At 62.7% G+C, this 15461-nt stretch carries 11 protein-coding genes and 4 tRNA genes; all 15 read left to right on the top strand.

Annotated elements, in window-relative coordinates; all coding sequences use genetic code 11:
• Positions 1-193: 193 nt before the first annotated feature.
• The 15 genes from AB8E48_RS00310 (at position 194) to AB8E48_RS00240 (ending at position 14975) form a co-directional block, all read left to right on the top strand.
• Positions 194-269, top strand: a tRNA-Gly gene (locus AB8E48_RS00310).
• Between the two features lie 453 nt (positions 270-722).
• Positions 723-794 (top strand) — tRNA-Gln (locus tag AB8E48_RS00305).
• A 22-nt stretch (positions 795-816) separates the two neighbouring features.
• Positions 817-889, top strand: a tRNA-Glu gene (locus AB8E48_RS00300).
• Between the two features lie 454 nt (positions 890-1343).
• Positions 1344-1418 (top strand) — tRNA-Val (locus AB8E48_RS00295).
• 106 nt (positions 1419-1524) lie between these two features.
• Positions 1525-2373 carry a cytochrome gene (locus AB8E48_RS00290; RefSeq protein ID WP_368885358.1) on the top strand — a complete coding sequence of 283 codons (849 nt, stop codon included), beginning with the start codon at positions 1525-1527 and terminating at the stop codon, positions 2371-2373.
• 320 nt (positions 2374-2693) lie between these two features.
• Entirely contained in the window at positions 2694-3299 is a 606-nt protein-coding gene (def, locus tag AB8E48_RS00285) for a peptide deformylase (protein WP_303950780.1), read from the top strand.
• Between the two features lie 6 nt (positions 3300-3305).
• Positions 3306-4274, top strand: a complete 969-nt coding sequence (fmt, locus tag AB8E48_RS00280) for a methionyl-tRNA formyltransferase (RefSeq protein WP_368885357.1) — start codon at positions 3306-3308, stop codon at positions 4272-4274.
• Entirely contained in the window at positions 4271-6247 is a 1977-nt protein-coding gene (locus AB8E48_RS00275) for an RsmB/NOP family class I SAM-dependent RNA methyltransferase (RefSeq protein WP_368885356.1), read from the top strand. The genes fmt and AB8E48_RS00275 overlap by 4 nt, the downstream gene beginning before the upstream one ends.
• A 69-nt stretch (positions 6248-6316) precedes the next feature.
• Positions 6317-7018 (top strand): ribulose-phosphate 3-epimerase, encoded by a 702-nt coding sequence (rpe, locus tag AB8E48_RS00270; RefSeq protein ID WP_368885355.1) that lies wholly within the window; start codon positions 6317-6319, stop codon positions 7016-7018.
• Between the two features lie 392 nt (positions 7019-7410).
• A complete protein-coding gene (locus AB8E48_RS00265; protein WP_368885354.1) occupies positions 7411-8490 on the top strand; it encodes an ABC transporter substrate-binding protein in 1080 nt (359 codons plus the stop codon).
• Positions 8491-8605: 115 nt separating this feature from the next.
• The gene (locus AB8E48_RS00260; RefSeq protein ID WP_368885353.1) at positions 8606-10609 is read left to right on the top strand and encodes a peptidase; all 2004 of its coding nucleotides are present in this window, start codon (positions 8606-8608) and stop codon (positions 10607-10609) included.
• A 166-nt stretch (positions 10610-10775) separates the two neighbouring features.
• Positions 10776-11822 (top strand): plasmid partitioning protein, encoded by a 1047-nt coding sequence (locus AB8E48_RS00255; RefSeq protein WP_368885352.1) that lies wholly within the window; start codon positions 10776-10778, stop codon positions 11820-11822.
• Between the two features lie 206 nt (positions 11823-12028).
• Positions 12029-13033, top strand: a complete 1005-nt coding sequence (locus AB8E48_RS00250) for a FecCD family ABC transporter permease (protein ID WP_070599786.1) — start codon at positions 12029-12031, stop codon at positions 13031-13033.
• Complete coding sequence (locus AB8E48_RS00245; RefSeq protein ID WP_368885351.1) at positions 13033-14133, top strand: FecCD family ABC transporter permease; 1101 nt, start codon at positions 13033-13035, stop codon at positions 14131-14133. The genes AB8E48_RS00250 and AB8E48_RS00245 overlap by 1 nt, the downstream gene beginning before the upstream one ends.
• Positions 14133-14975, top strand: a complete 843-nt coding sequence (locus tag AB8E48_RS00240) for an ABC transporter ATP-binding protein (RefSeq protein ID WP_070634751.1) — start codon at positions 14133-14135, stop codon at positions 14973-14975. Before AB8E48_RS00245 ends, AB8E48_RS00240 begins: the two co-directional genes overlap by 1 nt.
• Positions 14976-15461 lie beyond the last annotated feature (486 nt).

Genomic DNA, 15461 nt, shown 5'->3' with positions numbered 1-15461 from the left:
GGGACTTTTCGTTCATTTTAAAATATTTTTTGTGATGGGTATTTCTTGTAAAACTGCTAGTCAGTGTATTTTGTGGCGTTGAATCTGGTTCTATTTGGGGGAGTGTGGCAAGAATTTGGTTTGCACACCCCGGCAAAGCCTCGTATAGTAGTACCTGTTGTTGCGACGAACTGAAAAGTTCAAAGCGAAACATGCGGTTGTAGCTCAGTTGGTAGAGCACCACCTTGCCAAGGTGGATGTCGCGAGTTCAAGTCTCGTCAACCGCTCCACTGAAGCCCCGAGGTTCGCCTCGGGGCTTTTTCGTTGTCTCCAGAAGTTATTACCCTTCGGAGGTGAGGGTGCTGGGTAGGAGTCTTGCGATCTTTTTCCGGAGTGACTGCTTTGGCAAGTTTGCTACTCGGGAGACAGGGCGGGAAGAAAAATCTTCAAAAAATTTAGGGTGCAAAGCGTGCGGGGGGAGCGGCTGAAACTGCTCTCCGGGGCCTCCTGAGACTGCTTTGAGGGGTGAAAATCAGCCCCAAAACCCTCTTTTTAAAGAAATTTAAAAAACTTTTTAACCCCAAAAACCCCGGAATTCCGCGGGAGTAGCGGGCATGAAACCATGAATGTGAGGCGGCTCTCTAGATTTCGGCTTGCATGCCTCCAGAAAGACCCGTATAGTTATTACTCGTTCCGGTGATGAGCCGAAAGGCAAAGAACGGAACGGTAACTCAATAGAGTAATGGGATATGGTGTAATTGGCAACACGAAGGTTTCTGGTTCCTTTGTTCTAGGTTCGAGTCCTGGTATCCCAGCTAACCTCCACATGGAGGTTGCGGCCCCATCGTATAGCGGCCTAGTACTCCGCCCTCTCACGGCGGCAACACCGGTTCAAATCCGGTTGGGGTCACTACTAGGAAAGAAGCTCTCCAGTCGAAAGACTGGGGAGCTTTTTTGTTTATATCTTTATTCGTTAGCTGCCTCTTGCTTTGGGGTGCCGCCGTGAGCCTCTCACGGCCCCGCTCCTGACGTCGCGGCACTCCGGGGCATGATGAAATCCCTCGCGCGCTCGGTATCATGCCCCTCCGTCACCTGTTCGCATCCGGTTGGGGTCACACTAGGAAAAAGCCTGGTTTCTTCGGAAGCCAGGCTTTTTTGTTTATGTCTGCGTCTGTTAGAAAACCTTTTAGATTCTATGGTGCCGCCGCGTACTCCTCGAAAAGCCACAAGTGCTTCGAGAAGCCACCACTTTGGTTGCTTCTCGAAACACAAGTGGCTTCTCGGCGGGAATAAAAATAGGAACAAAAAAAGGGGAGCGCAGAATTTGACCTTCACGCCAAGCCTCGGTATAGTCTTATCCGTAAGCGTGATTGGCGCAGTGGTAGCGCGCTTCGTTCACACCGAAGAGGTCACTGGTTCGAACCCAGTATCACGCACCAAAGAACCCCCGTTTCAAGGAACGGGGGTTTTATTATGCCCACCGGGTCAAACCCACCGGCAACAGTCCACCGCAGCGGACACAACCACCCGAGAATGAGGTACCCCGTGACAACACCCGAACTCGCCGCAGCCACCGACTACGGACGCATGTACTCCCGCAAACGCGGAGGAGAACTCCTCGTCCCCTCCATCACCACCGTCATCGGGCAGCACGCCAGCGACCTCAGCGGCTGGCACGGGTACATGGCAGCCAAAGCCGCCCTCGAAGACCAGCGAGCCTACCGTGCCACCGGATCCCACGGCCTCAAATTCGCCATCATCCGCGACGCAGCCAGCGCCTCCGAACGATACCGCGACGCAGCCGCCGCCCGAGGCGACCGCGTCCACAACTACGCAGAAGCCGTCGCCCTGCGCGCCATGGGCCGCGAACACAACCTCGACGAAAGCCGCGAACAGCTCATCCTCAACGGCGAACAGGCCTACGCCGACCGCTTCGACGAATGGTGGGAAGCATTCAAACCCCGCCCCCTCGCCGCCGAAGTCACCATCTGGAACGACACCGTCGGCTACGCGGGTACGCTCGACCTCGTCGCAGAAATCGCGGGCCGAACCTGCATCATTGACTACAAAACCAAAGGCACCGACAAACGCGGCCGCGTCAAAGCACTCGACGAAAAAGTCGTCATGCAGCTCGTCGCCGGGCTCAAAGCCGAAGAATCCATCGTCGACCCCGACGAAGGCACCTGGGAACCCTGGAAATACGGCGACGCACCCGTCCTCATGGGCGTAGCACTCGGCGAAACACAGGTACTGCCGCAGCAGGCGAACCCCGCCGTGCTCGAACGCAACTGGTACAAGTTCTGCGCGCTGCGCCGCGTCTGGGAATTCGACCGCCAGGTTCAAGAATTTGAAGACCCCGCGCTCATGCCCGTAGTACCGCCGCCGGTGGCATAGACCAGCACCGCCGGAAGCGCAGGCCAGCACCCCCGCCCGCCGACTAGAAGACTGGGCGGCATAGGGGAGTAGCGGGCATAGAGGAGAAGCTGCAAGCCCCTGCGGAGGTGAGCCCAGGGAGGTGAGCCCAGGGAGGTGAGGCTCAGCCCTCACCTCGGCGCCTCGATTCGTTCTAGATTCGCGCTACCGAATCGGCGACAATAGAACAAATAGGCAGAACGGCGCCCGCGCGCCCGCTGTGAAGAGCCCGCCAGCGCTGCTCTGTCACCACAAAGAAATCCGTAAGCACATTCCCGGCACCCCGCCGGCAGAGGAGAACCATGACCATCCTGAGCATCCGCACCGTGGGCGACCCGGTGCTCCGCAGCGTCTGCGACCCCATCACCGTCTTCGACGACGACCTGGCACGACTCATCGACGACATGCTAGAAACCATGTACGACGTGGGCGGTGTAGGCCTCGCGGGCCCGCAGGTTGGCATCTCCAAGCAGATCTTCACCTTCGGCGGCATTGACGACCGCGAAGGCTACATCATCAACCCCGTGCTTGAGGTCGGCGAAGAAGACCAGGAAGGCGGCGAAGGCTGCCTGTCCGTGCCCGGTCAGAAGTCCGCGACCCCGCGCAAGAACTGGGCGCGCGTGACCGGCGTAGACCGCCACGGCGAGCCCCTCGTGCTGGAGGGTGAGGGCCTGTTCGCGCGCATGCTGCAGCACGAAACCGACCACCTGCACGGCAAGCTCTTCATTGACCGCCTCGTGGGCGAAGACCGCCAGCGCGTCATGCGTGCCCTGCGCGCCGCAGACTACAACACTGTTGCCGCGAAGACCGTGACCGAGCGTGCTGCCCGCGTGGGCGGTGCCTTCGGCGGCGGTGGCGCATTCGGTGCCGGTTCTGCTGGTTCTTCCTTCGGTAGCTTCGGAAAGTAGGTCCACATGCTCAACATTATTTACGCAGGCACCCCCGACGTTGCCGTGCCCCCGCTCGACTACCTCGCGAACTCCGATAAGGTGCGCGTGGTCGGCGTACTCACCCGCGAGGACGCCCCCGTGGGCCGCAAGCGCGTGCTCACCCCCTCCCCGGTGGCGCAGCGTGCCGAAGAGCTCGGCCTGCCCATCGTGAAGGCTAACCGCTGGAATGACGAAGCTGCCGCGGCCATCGCCGAACTGAATGCCGATGCGGCCGCCGTGGTCGCCTACGGCGCGCTGCTGCCGCTGCCCGCTCTGGAATCCCTGCGCTACGGCTGGGTCAACCTGCACTTCTCCAAGCTGCCCGCATGGCGCGGCGCCGCCCCCGTGCAGCGCGCCCTCATCGCCGGGGAGCAGGAAATTTTCTCCACCACCTTCCTGCTCGAAGAAGGTCTGGACACCGGCCCCACCTTCGAACAGGAATCCACCCCCGTAGCCGCCGACGACACCGCCGGCAGCGTGCTCATGCGCCTCGCCACCAGCGGTGGCGCGCTGCTTGAACGCACCTTCGAACGCCTCGAAGCCGGTGAGAGTGGCACAGTGCAGGTCGAGGACGAGTCGGTCAGCTACGCCTCCAAGATGAGCATTGCCGACGGCCGCCTTACCTGGACCGAACCCGCCGAGCAGATCCTGGCGCGCTTCCGCGGCGTGACCCCCGAACCCGGCGCATGGTGCGAACTGGGCGAAAACCGCTTCAAGATTGGCGGCCTGGCGGTTGCTGACGAGCGCCTGGTGCAGTCCCTGACCGAGGCGAACGGCGGCCCCCTCGCACCCGGTGCGGTGCGTCTGCACGCGAAGAAGGTACTGGTCGGCACCGGTACCGAACCGCTGATGCTGCTGCAGGTTCAGCCTGCCGGTAAGAAAATGATGGATGCGCCCGCGTGGGCTCGCGGCGCTGGCAAGGACATGGCGGAAGGCCTGGTGGTACTCGCATGAGCAACGAAAAGCGTCCCCACAAGGGAGGACACGGCAAGCCCGGCAACGGCAAGTTCAGTCAGGGCGGCGGCCAGGGTAAGTTCAGCCAGGGCAACGGTCAGGGCGAGGGCGGTGCGAAGCGTAAGCGTCGCCGACGCTCCGGCTCGGGTGCGAGTGAGCAGAACCAGAACCAGCGCACCCAGAATCAGCGCACCCAGAATCAGCGCACCCAGAATCAGCGCACCCAGAATCAGCGCTCGCAGGGCCGCCCGCAGAAGTGGGATGACAACTCCCGCAACGAATCGCGCACCGGCCGCCGCTTTGACGGCCTGACCAGCGTCGAACGCGCCGCACGCCGCGCCAAGACCGAACACGATGACACCAAACGCGGTGGCGGCGGCACCTCCCAGCGCAATAAGAGCGGCCACGAACGCAACCGCCGCTCCATGTCCGCCCGCGAATTCTCCGCGGCGGCACCCTCCGCACGCTCGCGTACCGCAGACACCGCACGCGCAACCGTCTTCGACGTGCTGCGTTCCGTCGCGGAATCCGACGCCTACGCGAACCTCGTGCTGCCCAAGGCGATTCGTAGCCACCGCCTCGACCACCGCGACGCAGGCTTCGCCACCGAGTTGACCTACGGTACGCTACGCCACCAGGGCACCTACGACGCAATCCTCAGCCGCTGCGTAGACCGCCCCATTGAGAAGGTCGGCACCACCACCCTGATCGTGCTACGCATGGGCGTGCACCAGCTGCTGAACATGCGCGTTCCCGCCCACGCGGCGCTGAACCAGAGCGTGTCCCTGGCACGCGAAAAGATTGGTGCGGGCCCGGCGAGCTTCATCAACGCGGTGCTGCGCCGCGTCTCTGAGCGCACCCCCGAAGAGTGGTACGAACTCATCATCAAGGACGCGAAGGACGACACCGAGCGCATGGCGCTGCTCGCCTCACACCCCGGGTGGATTGTGCGTTCCATGCGCCAGGCACTCGTCGCGCACGGTCGCCCCGCCACCGAAATTGAGCAGCTGCTTGAGGCGGACAATCTCGCCCCCGTGGTGAACCTGGTGGCACTGCCCGGCCTGGGCAGCCTCGACGAGGCACGCGAACAGGGAGCAGTCGACGGCGAGCTGGTTGAGGGCTCGGCGCTGTATGCCTCCGGCGACTTGGCGCGCCTCGAATCGGTGCGTGAAGGCACCGTTCGTGCCCAGGATGCCGGCTCCCAGTTGGTAGCACGCGCGCTCGCCGCTGCACCCCTGGACGGCACCGACACCGCCTGGCTCGACCTGTGCGCGGGCCCCGGCGGTAAGGCGGCGCTGCTCGGCGCTATCGGTGTTCAGCGCGGCGCATCCCTGGTCGCCAACGAGGCGGCACCGCACCGCGCGCAGCTCGTGGAATCCTCCATGCGCCCCCTGCCCGAGGACAGCTACACGGTGCTCACCGGTGACGGCCGCCAGATTCGTGAGACTCTGCGCAAGAACGCCTCCGCACTGCCCGGGTCCGTTGAACCCGGTCAGCTTTTCGACCGTGTGATGGTCGATGTGCCCTGCTCCGGCCTGGGTGCTCTGCGCCGCCGCCCCGAGGCGCGTTGGCGCAAGTCCCCGCGCGATATTGCCGAGCTGCTGCCCCTGCAGCGTCAGCTCCTGGACGCAGCCATTGAGGCGACCCGCCCCGGCGGCGTGATTGCCTACGTGACCTGCTCCCCGCACGCGGCAGAAACCCAGAACATTGTTGCCGAGGTGCTCGAAAGCGGCGCGGTCAGCCTGCTCGACTCGGCTGCCGCGCTGCGCGAGGTCGCTCTGCACACCGAAGGCGCGGACGGCAAGCCCGTGAGCGTGCTGGCGGGGGAGAAGGACCCCGGCCACACCCCCGAGATTAAGGTCAAGAAGGGTGCCCCTGCCGTGAAGGCGGCGGAGAACCCGACCACCGCACAGCTGTGGCCGCACGTGCACGGAACCGACGCAATGTTCCTCGCCCTGCTGCGCAAGAACTAACCTCTTATCCACCCGGTGCCCCGCTCAATCGAGCGGGTGCCGGGGGAGTGCAACCTAAGGACAACACACATGGGTATTGCCATTAACCCCTCCATCCTTTCGGCGGATTTCGCGAACCTGCAGCGCGAGCTGGAGCGCATCTCCACCGCAGATGCCGCGCATATTGACGTGATGGACAACCACTTCGTCCCCAACCTCACCTGGGGCCCGCCCGTGGTCAAGCGTTTGCGCGAGGTATCCCCGGTGCCGTTCGACGTGCACCTGATGATTGAGGATGCCGACCGCTGGGCGCCTCAGTATGCCAGCATGGGTTGCGAGTCGGTGACCTTCCACGCGGAGGCGGCTATCGCCCCCATCAAGCTGGCGCGCACCCTGCGCGCTGAGGGTGCGAAGGCGGGTATGGCGCTACGCCCGGCAACCGCCGTCGAACCCTACCTGGACATGCTCAGCGAGCTGGACATGCTACTGATTATGACCGTGGAGCCCGGCTTTGGCGGCCAAGCGTTCCTGGACGTGACCCTGCCGAAGATTGCCCGCGCCGCCAAGGCGATTGAGGGCGCGAACCTGCCGGTGACCGTGCAGGTGGACGGCGGCATCACCGAGGAGACCATCCTGCGTGCCGCGGAGGCGGGCGCAACCTGCTTCGTTGCCGGCAGCTCGGTGTACGGTGTGGACGAGGCGCTCGGCGGTCCGGAGGCGGCAATCGCCTCCCTGCGTGCGGCGGCCGCCTCGGTTCAGCGCGCCGGTTCCGGTTGCGGTTGCGGCCACTAGCGGTGCACGCGGGGAATGATGTACGCCGGTCACGGTGCCCTGCATCTATAACCTCGCACCTATAAAACCTCAACGCCCTGTCGTGGAGTTCGCCCCGTTGCGAACCCCGCGGCGGGGCGCTTGTGCGTGCCCGGGTGTTGTGTGTGCCTGGGCGCGTGCCCGGGCGCATACGTGAAGTCACCGCCGAGAGGGTATGGGGCGGGGGAGAACCACCCCTTTTAAGTGACATAATGTCAGCAAGACTATGACAAAGCGTGAAATATGTTAACCCGCGGAATTCCGCGGTAAAACCGGGCATTGCGACGGTCAGAGAAGCCAAACTGAAACCGCCTTGATGTAACACTCAGATATCTGTAAGGTTAGGTATAGTTTAGTCATTTATAGGGGGAACTATGTCTTTCAACCGATCCGAGCTGACCGACGCCGAGAACCACGGCGCATCGGGCGTTAACCGCCGCGCCTTCTTCGGTCTGGCTCTCGCATCCTCGGCTGCCCTCGCCCTCGCGGCCTGCAGCAGTGAGACCACCACGACCACCACTTCCGGCGGTTCCACCTCGGGTGGCTCCGGTAATGGCGGCACCCGCACCATCAAGGATATTGACGAAGAGAACGTAGAAGTTCCCGCCAACCCGCAGAAGGTTATCGTCCTCTCCGAACCCACCCTCGACGGCCTGCTCGCACTCGGCGTGACCCCCGTCGGTTCCGTCTCCGGCCGCGGCCAGTCCGGCGTACCCAACTACCTTGCTGACCGCGCCAAGGGCGTGCAGATTATCGGCACCGTCGCGCAGGTCAACTACGAGCAGATTGGTAACCTCGAGCCCGACCTGATCCTGGTTGACTCCACCGGCGTGGACAAGCGCTCCGACGCCTACGAAACCCTCAAGAAGATCGCACCCGTGGTCTACTGCGGCTACGCGGGCGGCGACTGGCGCATCAACTTCCGCAACGTCGCCAACGCCATGAACATGGTTGACAAGGGCGAAGAGGTCATCAAGGCATACGAGTCAAGCGCCGCAACCCTGAAGGAGCAGCTGGCACCCAAGTACGGTGACAAGACCTTCTCCATCGTGCGTTGGGCAGGCAACGGCCCCGCCCTGATTCTGAAGGAGCTGCCCGCCGGTCAGGTGCTCACCGACCTGGGCCTCAAGCGTCCCGAGGCGCAGGACCGCAACGGCCAGGGCCACTCCGAGCCTGTCTCCCTGGAGAACCTGGCAACCATCGACGCGGACTACATGTTCCTCGGCACCCTCGGCGGCGCAAGCCAGCAGAACCCGAACGCACAGGGTACCGCGGGTCTGCAGGGCGCCGAAGAGGCACTGAAGAAGGCGAAGGAAACCTCCGGCTTCACCAACCTGAAGGCTGTCAAGGATGACCACGTCATCCTGGTTGAGGGCTCCAAGTGGACCTCCACCGGCGGCCCGCTGCTGCTCAACGGCATTATCGAGGACGTCAAGAAGGCGCTTCCGCTCTAAACGCCCCGCGTGAAGTAAACACCCACCGAGGCTTCCTAACGCCCCTTCCCGCCGCAACCACACGCCGCGGCGGGAAGGGGATGCACGACCCACCACACCATCCTCAAGGACCACAATGACCGAAACCCGACCCGCACGCACCGCAGCCCGCTACGGTGCCGTCGTGGCGCTTGCCGGCGCGCTCATCACCCCCGGAGCGGCACTGACCGGCACCACCATCGCATTCGCGGACACCCCCGCCGCTACCCAGCAGGACGCTAAGGCTGCCGTGACCATCTCCACCGAGAAGTGGCGCGAGGGCAAGCTCGTGCTGCGCGGAACCGGCTTCACCAGCACCGCATCCGGCCGCGGCGCAGTGTTCGCCGTGAAGTTCCTCGACGCCCTGCCGGATGAGGCGCACCAGGCGATTAACCCGCTCACCAAGCAGGGCGGCAACTCGCCTGCGAACTTCATGGCAATCGCCAAGGAGGACGGCACCTTCGAGGTTGAGGTCCCCCTGCCGACCCCCGAAAACACCGGTCTGACCGCTGAACAGCTCAAGAACAAGGGCTGGACCGTGGAAGGCACCAGCCACCGTATTCAGGTGCTTTCCGGCTCCCTGGGCGGTACCGACGCTGACGGCAACACCTACGACCGTCGTGCATCTGTGTCGCAGAATATTACGCTGAGCGACCCGGCTCCGAGCCCGGCACCGACCGCTGAGCCTTCTGCGACTGCTGACCCCAGCGCAACCGCAGAGCCTTCTGCAACCGCTGAGCCTACAGCAGACCCCTCTGCTACCGCTGACCCCAGCGCAACTGCAGAACCCACCCCCGCACCTACCGCAGAGCCGACCCCCGAACCCAGCGCAGACTCGAAAACCTGCGCTCCCGCTGACGGCTCCTTCACCCCGCGTCTGACCATCGAGAACCCGAAGGCTGTTCAGGGTGGCAAGCTGCACCTTACCGGTGATGGCTGGTGCAACCCCGAGGACAAGAAGGCATCCGTCATTGGTCTGAAGATTGACGACGGCAAGGTGTCCCGCAACGACGCCACCGCGGTCCACGACAACCGCACCATCTGGGCTATTGTTACCCCCGATGAGAACGGCCACATTGACGCCTGGATTGACCTGCCCACCCGCGAGAACGCGGCCTTCAAGAACGACGAAGACGCAGCAAAGTACGCCTCCGGTGAGCACACCCTGCGACTGCTGACCGGTAGCCTGCGTGACGGTGACCGCTCCGGAACCTACGGCGGCACCAACAGCCAGGGCGGCGTGAACACCACCTTCACCATCGGCGAGTACGCACCCGGTGATGCACCCGAGCCGATTAGCGCCTCCGAACTGACCGACGGTAACGGCGTGCAGGTGAGCCGCGAGGGCTCCACCGTGACCGTGACCGTGCCGAACGCCGAGCCGGGCACCTGGGTGTACGCTGCGACCTACCTGGGCAACTCCCCGCAGACCCTCTACGGCTCCGGCTGGAAGCGCCTCGACGGTAACCGCAGCTTCAGCTACGAAACCAGCGTGAGCATGCCCGCCGCCACCTACCGCGTGGTCGTTCACAACGGCAACCAGGGTGCGCAGAACGCCGTGCTCGGTTTTGCCGACATGACCGTGGAACGTGCTGTTACCCCTCGTCAGGAAGTTTCCCGCGATGAGCAGGACGCCAACGACCAGCTGGTCGAAGAGCTGAACGAGAACCCCGCAACCAGCACCTCCACCGCGCCGGTTCCCATGCGTAACGCGGGCGGCCGCATCAGCACCCGCGCCACCGACGTGGACGCATCCCTCGCCGCGCTCTCGCAGAGCACCGCTCCGGTCGTGAACCGCGTGCAGGCTAAGGCGAAGGTTCAGAGCGCGCAGAAGAACCTGGCAACCAACCTGCAGAAGACCGAGGCTAACGCAAAGAAGGCTGTGAAGGCTGCGGGCGTATCCGGTTCGAAGAACTCGCAGAACACGCAGGGCTCCCAGAACTCCGCTGCGGGCACTAAGGCACAGGGCCCGGTCATTGAGGGTACTGAGCTGACCGGCCTGACCAAGTGGGTGGTCAACAACGCCAACAACCTGCTGCTCTCGGCGGCTGGCCTGGTGGTTTTGGCTGCGGCTCTGATTCTGCGCACCTCCAAGAAGTAAGCTCTCTGACCACACATTCACACCGGCACCGGTTCACGCCCCGCACCCTTGAACAGGGGTGTGGGCCGGATGCCCCACGAACCACTCGGGTCACAACCCGCTGAACAGCACTGACGCGATCCTCGTAGCGTTCAGCTCGACCCCGGTAATTTTTGAAAGGACCACCATGCGTGCACCTTTTTCGGGAGCCCCGAAGGCTTCCCTGACCTCTAAGGCGCTGACCGCCTGCGCCGCCGCAACCCTGGCGCTGGGCTTGGGCGTTGGCACCGCTTCCGCTCTGCCTCCGGGCGGTGCGAAGGCATCTACCCCCGGCACCTCCTCGACTGTCTCTTCTTCGGTGAATGAGCACGGCGTGATTTCCTTTAGCGTGAGCGGTTTCCCCGCGAACACTGTGGTGTCCGTGAAGGTTGACGACGGCGACCTGTGCCCCTCCGATGCGGCTCAGGGCGCTTGCGTGGTGCACACCCAGAAGACCGACAGCAACGGCAACGTCTCCGGTTCTTTCGTTCTGCCGGATGTTGGCGCTGGCACCCACACCCTGCGTTTCCTCGCGACCGGTGAGAAGCGCGATAAGGACGGCAAGTACCTGGGTACCGAGGCGTACACCAACCGTAGCCCCGAGTTCACCGTGGTGGGTGAGGGCGGTTCGGATAACTCCTCCTCGAACTCTTCGGGTTCTTCCTCGAACCGTGGCTCTTCCAGCTCGAAGAGCAACGGCGGTTCCTCGAATGGCGGCTCGAACTCTAACAACTCCGACTCTGCAGACGACGCTCAGGGCTCTAACGACTCCAACGAGTCCTCGTCCAACGGCGGCTCGAACGGCTCCTCCAACGGTTCTGCAGGTGGTGCGGCTGAGGCTGAGACCGTGTACACCGACGCTGATGGCAACACCATCACCAAGGAAGAGTACGATCGCCTGAACTCGGAGGCTGATTCTTCCGGTACTACCTCTGGTTCTTCTAACGCTTCCTCTGCGCCTTCGGCATCTGCCGCTGCGGGCGAGAAGAAGGCGACCGCTTCGGCGAGCGCGTCCTCTTCGGCTGTTGCGCGCGGTACCGCGTCGAACCCGAGCGCTTCGGCTTCGGGCGCGGCTAACACCGCATCCACCGTGCAGACCGTGACTTACGGTGCTGCGTTCCCGTGGGTTGGCGTGGTGGTTCTGGGCGTGAGCGTGGTGGGTGCCGCTGCGCTGCTGCTGGCCCGTAAGCGCTAAGACTTAACGTCGGATGCGGGTGGGGGAGTGACCCGCCCGCTCCGGCGTTTCTCTCGTTATCTACCGGTGTGCCGGGTGCCCCCTCTTTCAGTGGGGTGCCGGGTGCGCCTCCCTGTTTTCTTGTATCGAGCATAAGGAGCATAGTGGCCCGCACGAGCTCATTGTCCCGAGGTGTTCAGCAGGAGAGTACGTCCCGTCAGGGGTCTGTGATTCAGGGGCAGAAGTTGGGTAAGCGCCTGGCTTTTCTGTTCTTGTTTGCGGTGCTTTTGGCGGGTGCTGTGGCTGCTTCTTTGCTGTTCGGATCGAATAATCTTCCGCCGGATGAGGTTCTGGCTGTTTTCAATGGCACTGCTTCTGAGCAGGCGCAGACGATTGTGATGGAGCAGCGTATTCCGCGTACCCTGGTGGGTCTTGCGGCGGGTGCGGCGTTGGCTGTTGCCGGTTCGCTGATGCAGTCGCTGACCCGTAACCCGTTGGCTGAGCCCGGCCTGATGGGTGTGAATGCCGGTGCTGCGGTGGCTGTGATTGCTTCCGTGGTGGTTTTTGGCGTGATGGGTATTTGGCAGTACATGATTGCTGCGACAATTGGTGGCGCGTTGGCTGCGGTGCTGGTGTATACGCTGGGTCGTGGCCGTGACGGCTCGATTGTGAAGCTTGCGCTGGCGGGTGTGGCGATTTCTGCGGCGCTGTCGGCGATTGCGCAGGGCCTGATTTTGGCTGATCAGGATGCGTATAACGAGTTCCGTGTGTGGGTTGCCGGTTCGCTGGAGGGCCGCGGCATGGATATCGCGTCGACGGTGGGCCCGGTGATTGTGCTGGGTGTGCTGGTGGCGTTCTTTGTGGCTCCCGCGATTAATGCTCTGAGCATGGGCGAGGAGGCGGCGACCAGCCTCGGCGTGAGCGTGCGTACGACCCAGAACCTGACTCTTCTTGCGGTGACGGTGCTTGCCGGTGCGGCGACTGCTGCGGTGGGTCCGATTGGTTTTGTGGGTTTGGCGGTGCCTTTTGTGGTGCGTGCTCTGCTCGGTAATGATGTGCGCTGGGTGAATTATGGTTCGGCGCTGTTGGGTCCGGTGTGGCTGCTGTGTGCTGACGTGTTGGCGCGTGTGCTGGTGGCTCCGCAGGAGACTCAGGTGGGTATTGTGGCGACTCTTGCCGGTGCCCCGGTGTTCTTGTTCTTGATGACTCGTCGTAAGGTGGAGGCTCTCTAATGTCGAATTCTTCCGCTGTTTCGACTGCAACCGCCTCCATGAACCGTTCTGCGCGTCGTCGCGGCCGTGATTTGGGTGGCCGCCCGGTGCTGACTGTGCGCGGTCCTGTGAGTGCTCAGGTACCGTGGCGTGTGCTGATTCTGAATGTGGCGTTGGTAGTGCTGATTGCGGCGCTGGCGTTTTGGGGCATGCTGCAGGGTGACTATAAGCTCGCCCCGGAGAAGGTCATTCCGGCGTTGATGGGTGAGGGCAAGCAGATTGCTGTGGCCTTCGCTCAGCAGCGTGCGGCGCGTATTGTGGCGGCGCTTCTGGTGGGCGCGGCGCTTGGTCTGTCGGGTGCGATTTTCCAGGTGATTTCGGGTAATGCCCTGGGTTCGCCGGATATTATCGGCTTCACGAATGGTGCCGCGACCGGTGCGCTTCTGCAGATTATTGTGTTCAATTCGGGCCCCGTTGAGGTTGCTCTGGGTGCCGTTGTTGGTGGCTTGGCGACTTCGGTGCTGGTGTGGTTGTTGACTCGCCGTACGGGTCTGCACGGCTTCCGCCTGGTGCTGGTCGGTATTGGTGTGGGCTCGACCCTGGCGGCGTTCAACGCGCTGCTGGTGGTGCGTGCTTCGCTGACTCAGGCGCAGACCGCCGCATCCTGGTTGGCTGGTTCGCTGAATGACATCACGTGGGAGCGCACCTACGCGTTGCTGGGCCTGCTGCTCGTGGTGACTCCGCTGCTGCTGATGCTGGTCCGCCCGCTGGGCGCGATTCGTTTTGGCGACCAGGTGGCATCCGGTTTGGGCGTGAGCGTGAATGCGTACCGTGTGGCGGCGCTGTTTATTGGTGTGCTTCTGGTGTCGTTGGCGACCGCGACGACCGGCCCGATTGCCTTTGTTGCTCTGGCGGCACCGCACATCGCGAAGACCCTCTCCCGCAGCGGCGGGGTGGGCTTCACCTCCGCGGCACTCATGGGCGCGCTCATGGTGCTCGGCTCTGACCTGATTGGCCGATTCGCTGTTCCCGGACGCATCATTCAGGTGGGTGTGGTGACCGGCGCGATTGGCGGCCTGTACCTGATTTACCTGATTTACCTCGAAAGGAAGAAGAGCTAGTGAACACTAGTGTGACGACCCGCCTTGAAGGCGAGAACATGGTGGTTGCCTACGGTGAGCATACGGTGCTCAACGGGGTAGATTTTCAGGTGCCGGAGGGAGAGCTGACCGTTATCCTGGGCCCGAACGCCTGCGGCAAGTCGACCACCCTGAAGGCTCTTGCCCGTGTGAACCCGCTCAAGGAGGGTGAGGTTCGCCTGGACGGCACCCCGCTGCCGCAGATGAAGTCTCGCGCTATCGCAAAGATTCTGGCGATGCTACCGCAGACCCCGGAGGCGCCCAGCGGCGTGACCGTGGCGGATGTGGTGGCGCGCGGCCGCTACCCGCACCAGTCGCTGCTGCGCTCCTGGTCCGATGAGGACGAGCAAGCTTGCGTGGAGGCGATGCAGGCGGCGAACGTGCTGGAGCTTGCGGAACGCCCCATTGAGGCGCTCTCGGGCGGTCAGCGTCAGCGTGTGTGGATTGCCATGACCCTGGCGCAGCAGACCCCCCTGATTCTGCTGGATGAGCCGACCACCTACCTGGACATCACGCACCAGATTGAGGTGCTGAACCTGACGAAGAAGTTGCACTCCGAAGGCCGAACGGTAGCCGTGGTGTTGCATGACCTGAACCTTGCTTTCAGGTATGCTACTCATGTTGTGTTAATGAAGCAGGGTCGGATTATCGCTCAGGGCGATCCGCGTGCGATAATTACACCGGAACTTATCCAGGAAGTTTTTGACCTGCAATCGGTCATTATTCCTGATCCATGCACTGGTACTCCTCTGGTGATTCCTAAGGAGAACCAAACAATTCATATTGCCGCTGACGCTATTTCGGCGGCCCGCGAAAGCAAATAAGTTTTCGCCCCTAAGCCGCGTGGGAGTTTGCGCCACCTGTCTCAGTACGGGTGGAAAAGCTCGGCATTGCGCCAAGCAGCGAACGTTAGGATCTGAGGGACCCAGGATCCCCTGCGCGTAGGGCGCCTACCCGGTGCTCGCCCGTCTTTGACGCATGAACGGAAACGAGCACTGGGTAGGTTCCATTTTGGGAACCCGCAGATGAGGCACCGAGACTGCCGCATGAGACCTTGAAAGGTGCGACTTGAGAGTTGCAATTTGAGAGGTTTGATGCACGGTCTCGGTGCCTCATCTCATTTAACCGCCCGTTTTTGCCGCGTATTTGTGCAGCCTATTCTTGGCGCCCCAATTTTCGACCCCGTTTTTTTTGGGGGGGGGTGGAGGCGAAAAAATGCCCGCGCTCGCTGTCATCTTGTCATGTTTTGGTTCTTTCGCTTTTCCCTTTGGCTAGAGTTTGGGTAAGGGATACCATAGAGTGAGGTAGTA

It is taken from the genome of Rothia mucilaginosa (assembly GCF_964211445.1).
Classification (GTDB): Bacteria; Actinomycetota; Actinomycetes; order Actinomycetales; family Micrococcaceae; genus Rothia; species Rothia mucilaginosa_E.
This window is presented reverse-complemented; position numbering and strand designations above follow the sequence as displayed.

Coding starts and splice junctions, on each gene's coding strand:
- AB8E48_RS00260 (WP_368885353.1), top strand. CDS start 8,606: ATGACCGAAACCCGACCCGCACGCACCGCAGCCCGCTACGGTGCCGTC.
- fmt (WP_368885357.1), top strand. CDS start 3,306: ATGCTCAACATTATTTACGCAGGCACCCCCGACGTTGCCGTGCCCCCG.
- rpe (WP_368885355.1), top strand. CDS start 6,317: ATGGGTATTGCCATTAACCCCTCCATCCTTTCGGCGGATTTCGCGAAC.
- def (WP_303950780.1), top strand. CDS start 2,694: ATGACCATCCTGAGCATCCGCACCGTGGGCGACCCGGTGCTCCGCAGC.
- AB8E48_RS00275 (WP_368885356.1), top strand. CDS start 4,271: ATGAGCAACGAAAAGCGTCCCCACAAGGGAGGACACGGCAAGCCCGGC.
- AB8E48_RS00265 (WP_368885354.1), top strand. CDS start 7,411: ATGTCTTTCAACCGATCCGAGCTGACCGACGCCGAGAACCACGGCGCA.
- AB8E48_RS00255 (WP_368885352.1), top strand. CDS start 10,776: ATGCGTGCACCTTTTTCGGGAGCCCCGAAGGCTTCCCTGACCTCTAAG.
- AB8E48_RS00245 (WP_368885351.1), top strand. CDS start 13,033: ATGTCGAATTCTTCCGCTGTTTCGACTGCAACCGCCTCCATGAACCGT.